Here is a 7,426-nt window from a genome sequence, read left to right as displayed (position 1 = left end):
GGACAGATTCTCTATCACGAAGGAGAGCAAACCTTCGACTTGCTCAACTTGAGTCCTGAAGAGTTCAAGCACATCCGTCAGAAAATTCAGATTGTCTTTCAGGATCCGCACTCTTCCCTCAATCCGGCCTTCACTGTGTTTGGTTCCCTACAGGACCCACTCAAGCTCTATGGAGTGAAGACCAAAGCGGAGCGTCGCAAAATCATTGGAGATCTGTTGGAAGCGGTCAACATGCGCCGTGAACAGATGGACAACTATCCCCACGAGTTTTCGGGGGGACAGCGCCAACGCATTGGCATTGCCCGTGCTCTGTGCGTCAACCCTGAGATCGTCATCTGTGATGAGGCAGTCAGTGCCTTAGATGTGTCAATCCAAGCCCAGGTACTCCAGCTATTGCAGGAGATCAAGGAAGCCCGAGGCTTGACCTACATCTTCATCACGCATGACCTGAGTGTGGTCGAATACATCAGCGACCGTGTTGCTGTGATGTACCTGGGCAAGATCGTCGAATTGGCGGAGAGTGAAGCTCTCTACCGCACACCACGCCACCCTTACACCCAGGCGCTGTTGTCTGCGATTCCAATTGCGGATCTAGATCGAAAGAGTGACCGGATTGTCCTAGAAGGCGATGTACCCAATCCTGTCTCTCCCCCATCGGGCTGTGCTTTCTATCCACGATGTCCAAAATTCAAGTCTCTCTCAGAACCAGAAAAAAAACGCTGCATGGGAGAATCTCCACAACTCAGTGATGCTAACCAACTCACCCAACCACACCTAGTTTCCTGTCACTATCCCAATTGAGCCAATATGAATTTCCAAGAATTGAAGCATACCCTCTACAGCGCCGTTATCTCAGACACTCTGGATAGTATGGGCTACCTGCATCAGGCACTGAGTTCGGGGATTCGACCTCTAGATGATGGCATGATTCTCTGCGGGCTAGCGCGAGTTGGCATCTACATGAAGATTTATCATGACGATGAAAAGGTGAATGTCTACGAGCATGAGATTGCTTTGATCGACAGCCTCCTGCCCAATGAGGTCGCCGTTCTGCTCTGTCATCAGCACCATGAGATCGCACCTTGGGGAGAACTGCTCTCCACCCGATCACAGTACCTGAAAGCTGCTGGATGCCTGACAGATGGTTCCGTTCGTGACGTCAAGCGTATTCGCCAGATGAACTTTCCTGTCTTTGCTGGAAATATCGGACCTCTCGACAGTAAGCATCGAGGCAAGCTGATGTGGTATGACGTTCCTGGGAAAATTCATGGAGTCATCGTCAACAGTGGAGACTTTATTTTTGGTGATGTGGACGGAGTGGTGATCGTACCTCAGCAAATCACAGCAGAAGTCGTAGAGAAGTCACTCCAGAAAGTGAGGGAAGAAAATCAGGTACGTGGTATGTTGGAGAATGGAGTGAGCCTCACCAAGGCCTTCGAAGAACACGGAATTCTGTGAGCGAAACACAACAAATTATAGATTGCCATGTCAACATTTGGGATCCTGCCCACTACTCCCAGAGCTACTTAGAGCAAATTGCCAGAGTGCGGCCCGGAGAACTGTTGGTACCAACAGATGCAGACTCTATCTTTGCGGCGATGGAGCTTGCTTACAAGGTGATCATCTTCTCTCCCCGCTATGGGGATTCAGTGGGTATTCAAGGGGAAGACAGCACGGTGGTCAAGGCTGTTGGGAAGTATCCGGACAAATTTGTCGGCTTTGCCTACTTTGATCCGAGAGAAGAAGAAGCCCTCGAAAAGCTGAAGACTGTGATCGAAGATCATGGTTTACAAGGTGTCAAGTATGGGCCGATTTACAATGGTGTGCCTCTGGACGACCCTAGAATGGGTCCACTCTATCGCTACTGTATCCAAAAAGATCTACCCCTGACGCTCCACATGGGAACAACGTTTGCCAACAATTCACCACTGGAGCTAGGGCGTGCAATCCACGTAGATCCTATCGCACAGAAGTATCCAGATTTAAAGATCATCCTAGCACACATGGGGCATCCCTGGTACGAAGAGTGTGTCACCGTGATCCGCAAAAACCCCAATGTCTACGCGGAGGTTTCAGCTCTCTTTTATCGTCCCTGGCAATACTACAACATCTTGATCACTGCTCAGGAATACCTGGTTACAGATAAGATCTTCTTCGGCACTGACTATCCCTTCGCCACATTGGAAGAATCCATCAGTGGCCTCAAAAACATCAACCAGCTTGTGGAAGGCTCGAAGCTTCCTAGGGTGACAGACGAAACCATCGACCGTATTCTCTATTCTTCCCCCTTCGAATACTGGTGGCACCAGAATCCAATAGGTTTGTAGTTCAGAAGCGGTGATGACGCTGAGCACCTTTTTGTTCGAAAGCTTCCTGCCCCAGAGTTTGCTTACAAAACACAATACCAGAGCAGGATTGCATTAGCTCTCGTTCCCTACCACTGCTCTCGGCGAATCGCTGGTACTGAAGAAGGATCTACACCGAATTCCTGTAGAAACTCCTCATACCAAACCTGTGTCTGTCCTGTATTGTAGTAGTACGCAACCGACGTATTCACCCAGTCCCTCCAGCGCTTGTCAGCCTCCATTCGGACACCTGCCGAAGATGCAGATTGGCGAATCGGGGAGGGCAGGACAATTTGCCCCCGGCCAATCTTCTTACGCATCGCAATCAACGGAGGATGGAACAGCGAGACTGCATTGACTCTACCAGACTGGAACGCCGCGACAGATTCACCGTTACTCGGGAAACGAAGGATCTCTGCTTTGTTCAGACGCGCTGAGACATAGGTGTCCATTGTCGTCCCTTGGGTCACAGAGATCTTGACCCCAGACTTGTTGAGATCTTCCCAAGTCTTGATGCTCAAGTCATCATCAGCAAGCACAGCCAACGCATAGTACAGCAACGGTTGGGCTGGAAAATCTACGGCAAGAGCACGCTTGGGAGTGGCGTCCAAAACGAACATCACATCAATCTTGTTTGCTTGCAGAGCCGCGACAGCCGTGCCCCAAGTCACTTCGACAGGCTCAAATTCCACATCCATCTCCTTGGCCATCTGTTTACCGATAGCTGAGCCTAATCCTCCCCACTCTCCAGTAGCTGGATTCTTTGAAAACCAGGGAGGAGCCTCAGTGACTCCTACACGGATCGAACCACGATCCTTGATGGCATCCCATGTTGATTGAGCAGATGCTGTTGCAGCTACCGACATCAGTAAGACGAGACTGATAGCAAACCACTGCCAAGATAGTCGAGCATTCTTCATAGACTTCCTCTAGAGAAATGAGGTGGAAAAATAACTTCAGATCACCTTCAATCCGAAGTGCGTGAGCCTAACTTTTTGACTAGCACTGTCAAGGGCTGTTCGAGAAGAAGAGATTGAGTGAGGTCTGGATGGGGAACAAGCTAGTAGTTCAACGTGTTGAGAATATACTGACCTAAGCGAGAGTACTCGTAATCGTGAGCAACTGGGTTATTTACAGTAAAATCTAAGTATATCAAAGCAGGACGGCTGCTCAAGTTGGCAGGAGTGGTAAAGTTTAGTTCCCAAACTGAGGACCATGTTTCCTGCTGGAAGGTGTGCCTAGCAATACTAGAAGTCGCATTATCAAAAAGCTTTTCAGAATCTGTAGACACAACTATCGGAACATCATCTGCTGGTTCACTAGTCAATGCTATTCTTAGGGTGTAATTTTTATTGGGTTCAAAAACTTTTAGTCCACAGTTACTACTCAAACATGCCTGGTGTTCAAAACCTGGTTCAGGAATATAATCAATAGTTGCTGTTGCTTTATCGCTCACTTGATAATTGTTATCCCTCACCCATACATGCACTTCTTGTAAACCACGAGATAAGTTCTTGTCTAAAGTGAAATGATCTATCCAACCCTGTCTGCGACTCTTATCATCTAGTAGTACCCAACTGCTAGAATTGGCTGGCATGGTAGGACTTTGTGAAACGTAATAACTGTGAATATTTTGATCATCTACTGCGCTGACATCTAAGCGGATACTTCTTGTACTAGTAGTGTGTTCATATTGATTAAGTACCACCTTCAGAATACGAGGGGCAGCATTACTTCCGTTAATTGTTAGAGAACTAGAAGAGCGGATCTGGCCCCCAGTATCTTGAATCCAGAAACGTAATTGTTGATTACCTGATTGCTTTTCAAACTTTATCTCTTTCTCGTCCCACTCCTTAGGTGGCAAAGGATAGTCTTTCCAGGACGGATTATCTTCTGTCACACAAACTAAGTTTTTGTTGGCTTGTTCTGGACATCTAGCAATTGCCTCCCAGCGGGGATCATCTATTGCTGGAGTTGTTTCATTGACGTCGTCCCTAAGCAAATAAGCCGTCAGGCCATAGTCATCAACAGCGCTTAGATCGATCAGTAGATCATTACTGCTCGAAGACTGGTAAGAAGAATTTCGATCATTGCTCCAAGTTGTGTTGATTGTGAGGTTATCGGGGAGTGCATCATCTCCATGATTGATCACTACATCCATTCGCTGGGCTAAGGAAATTCGCCTTTCGAATACTGAGTAAGGATGTTCTGGTCGCGGCTCATCCACAAACCAAACATAGATTGGAACAGTCTCAACTGCAGAGACGATTTCACGATCTAGATCTAAACCTAGGTCAACATTCTCTATGGTGCTGAAGTAGCGTTCTGCATTAGCATTTTTCCATGGTGCAGAACAAGAATTTGAAGAAGTTGGCAAAGCTGGGCGATTTGGTGATGTAGAGATGTAGTAGCAGGATATACCCCAGTTGTCTCTCGCACTAAGTTGAACATTGGTAATTCCCGCATACTCATTCGTTGTTAGTTCTATCAATCGCGTATCAAATGGGGCCACCGTATCGGTCTCTTCCATCGTCCACGGGCCAAGATCTGTGATTTTATTTTGCTGAACGGTAATTCCGTCCTCACGCTGCTGATAGACTAAGTGGGAATCGTTATCATAGCCACGCACTTCAAGAGTCAGATTTGTTCCGCTGTACAATCGGCTGAACCAGAGATACCCCTGCCCTCGTTTCTCAGTTCGGTCTAGTAGTTTTCCATCTAGATCTCGTAGAATAGTACCTGCTGCATCGCTGATAATTGCGCGAATTAATGCTACGTTTTCTGGCAATTGTGACGGACTACTGATGTTACTGCGACTAGTTGGCCACTGTAATTCAGCCTGCAGAGTACCTCCTTGCTGAGCTGGTGGAGGTGTTTCCTCTGTACAAGCCATCAACAACAGAAAAATGACCAATCCCAGTGCCCATTGGAGAGAGAAACAGGTCCGCATATTCTTAGAAATGCAAGTGGAAACCGACTTCCCCGAGAGGTTGGCGGTCAAAATGTTGACGAAATTCAGAATCAGTCTGCAATGGCCATTGCAGGCCCAAGCGTAATCTTTCCCAGAAGATAGCTCCTAACAATAGATCAATTCGGTTTTCCCTAGAATACAGTCCTGCATCTCGAAATGTGTCTGAAGATTGCCAGACCATTAAGAAACCACCCTGCAATTGAAAATCACGATTTGTCACAGGACTGACAAAGCCTACATCAAAGCTAGTCACATCCCCAGGATCATAATTTTTCTGATCTTCACCTTTCTGGATGTAGCCAGCACCGAGGTACAGCATCTGCCCCGGTTCTAATTGCCAAAACAGTTTTTGAGCGAATAGAAGCTGAGTAAATTCTCGCGGTTCAACTACTGAATCAGCAGTTGGTAACCGCAAACCACCTAGAGTAAGGCTATGGATTTTTCCCCTTAGAAAATCACTATTTAGCCCTAGTCCTATTAATAGATCTCCACGACCACTTTCTGCATCGCTGTATAGAAAAGGTTGGGAAATCAGCCAATGCAGTTGCTGCCAGACACCACCAGCCTCAAAGTGATACCAAAATCGTTCATTCTGATTAGCGGCATTCGATTCAACATAGTAAGTTGGCTCATCTGGGTACTTTTCTGGCCAAAATACCATTCTTGGTGTACTCAGCCATTCCCGATCCTGTAACCGCGATAAGGCCTGACGTTGCATCAGTTCAGGAGATCTTGGCAGTACTTCCCCAGCAAAAGCAGGACAAACCAAAGCAGGCTCCCAAGTCAAGCATAGTGAAGTTTCTGCCCACAAATTTTGAGAACTCAGAAACAATATACTTGCTAAACAGCAAATGGAGGCAAGGGCCTTGTTCACTATCTCTACTTTGTCTGGGGCGTCGGGTCGAATTGGGCAAAAAATACCTTTTGCCGATACCCTTCGCACGTTGCCACTGTCTAGGTATTCTGCGGTTTTAGCAGGGTTTTGAGTGCACCGGTCAACCTTGCACAATAAAAACCAAATCGATCTCATCTGTGCTTGTAGACTACCAACTTGCCTGGTTCTGAAAAAGTGTTTGATAGTATCTCAGCAGATTCATCACTTTTTGAGATCGGTATCAAAACATTTTATGAAAAAATAAAACTACTGGCTTGGAATGGTGATGTGCCAGTTCGCCTAGAGATCCAGCAGCAGTTAGAGCAGGCCGTTAACGAATTGGACGCAACATCTAAGGCAGCTGGTTCAACACACCCCAATAACTGTAGAATCAATAGTTTGATCACTGGGGCAGTACACAGTCTTCAGAACTTAGTGAACTGCAAGGCCTGCCAGATCTCTTCACTGTACAAAGCATACAATAACAAGTGCTGTCAAATGCAAGTATTACACTGACGATTATCAATACTGGTTGGCTGGTCAAGTGTATTCAAATACTAATCAATGCCTCCCTCCTTTATCGAGTGGAAAGACTAATTCTGTGTTGCAAACTGGCATCAGTAAATTGCACTACCTCTACTCTACCAGGGACAGCAGATGATCATCATCAACTGCTTCGATAATCAGGGCATCCTAGCAATTGTTCCTGATGACCAAAGAGGTCAACATGATCTATTTTTGACTCTGATCAAGAAAGGACATCGCCGCATTGGTATTCCTAAGCAAGGGTGACCAGATCGTTCTTATCTCCAAGATGCATAAGATATTGGGTTCTCGTGGGGTTAACTTCGCTTTCTTCTTTGCTTTCCACCGCTATTTCGTAAAGTGCTCGGTAGCAGGTTAAAGAGTAATTCTAGTAGCATTTACCTTCCACAGTAGTAGTGTACTAGACCTCTCAAAAGTGATCATCTGTTCCACCCCTCTAAAAAGAATGCAAACCCGCATTATAGTAATCAATAGTTTTGTTGGGGCCGGCAAAAAGACACTTAACGTAAAGCTGGCGAGAATTCTCAGTGGCTACAAAGCTATTTACAATTTCGTCGTTATCTCAGTTTTTCAATCTACATTGAGACAAATCGAGAATTACGGCTGAAGCGTGGAATGGAACGAGACGGGGAAGATGCCTTGCCACTTTGGCAACAGTGGATGGTAGAAGAAGATGAGTATGTGCTTCGT

8 protein-coding genes are annotated in these 7,426 nt (G+C 46.4%); 5 read left to right on the top strand and 3 right to left on the bottom strand.

What is annotated here, in order from left to right; all coding sequences use genetic code 11:
• From P8O70_10225 to P8O70_10215, 3 genes are all read left to right on the top strand, one after another.
• The coding region (locus tag P8O70_10225; GenBank protein ID MDG2197247.1) for an ATP-binding cassette domain-containing protein at nt 1-801 on the top strand (801 nt) is incomplete at its 5' end.
• Nucleotides 802-807: 6 nt separating this feature from the next.
• Nucleotides 808-1,458 carry an RraA family protein gene (locus tag P8O70_10220; GenBank protein ID MDG2197246.1) on the top strand — a complete coding sequence of 217 codons (651 nt, stop codon included), beginning with the start codon at nt 808-810 and terminating at the stop codon, nt 1,456-1,458.
• On the top strand, nt 1,455-2,327 hold the full coding sequence (locus P8O70_10215) for an amidohydrolase family protein (GenBank protein ID MDG2197245.1): 873 nt from the start codon (nt 1,455-1,457) through the stop codon (nt 2,325-2,327). Before P8O70_10220 ends, P8O70_10215 begins: the two co-directional genes overlap by 4 nt.
• A gap of 107 nt (nt 2,328-2,434) precedes the next feature.
• On the opposite strand, the gene P8O70_10210 is transcribed toward P8O70_10215, so the two are convergent.
• From P8O70_10210 to P8O70_10200, 3 genes are all read right to left on the bottom strand, one after another.
• A complete protein-coding gene (locus P8O70_10210) occupies nt 2,435-3,265 on the bottom strand; it encodes a transporter substrate-binding domain-containing protein (GenBank protein MDG2197244.1) in 831 nt (276 codons plus the stop codon).
• A 140-nt stretch (nt 3,266-3,405) separates the two neighbouring features.
• Entirely contained in the window at nt 3,406-5,295 is a 1,890-nt protein-coding gene (locus P8O70_10205; protein MDG2197243.1) for a hypothetical protein, read from the bottom strand.
• A gap of 4 nt (nt 5,296-5,299) precedes the next feature.
• A complete protein-coding gene (locus P8O70_10200) occupies nt 5,300-6,085 on the bottom strand; it encodes a hypothetical protein (protein MDG2197242.1) in 786 nt (261 codons plus the stop codon).
• 300 nt (nt 6,086-6,385) lie between these two features.
• On the opposite strand from P8O70_10200, the gene P8O70_10195 reads away from it, so the two are divergent.
• Complete coding sequence (locus P8O70_10195; protein ID MDG2197241.1) at nt 6,386-6,706, top strand: hypothetical protein; 321 nt, start codon at nt 6,386-6,388, stop codon at nt 6,704-6,706.
• Nucleotides 6,707-6,847: 141 nt separating this feature from the next.
• Nucleotides 6,848-6,982 carry a hypothetical protein gene (locus P8O70_10190; protein ID MDG2197240.1) on the top strand — a complete coding sequence of 45 codons (135 nt, stop codon included), beginning with the start codon at nt 6,848-6,850 and terminating at the stop codon, nt 6,980-6,982.
• Nucleotides 6,983-7,426: the final 444 nt, after the last annotated feature.

This window comes from SAR324 cluster bacterium, from assembly GCA_029245725.1.
Lineage (GTDB): Bacteria > SAR324 > SAR324 > SAR324 > NAC60-12 > JCVI-SCAAA005.
The sequence above is the reverse complement of the archived record's forward strand: the minus strand, read 5'-3'. Positions and strand labels throughout refer to the sequence as shown.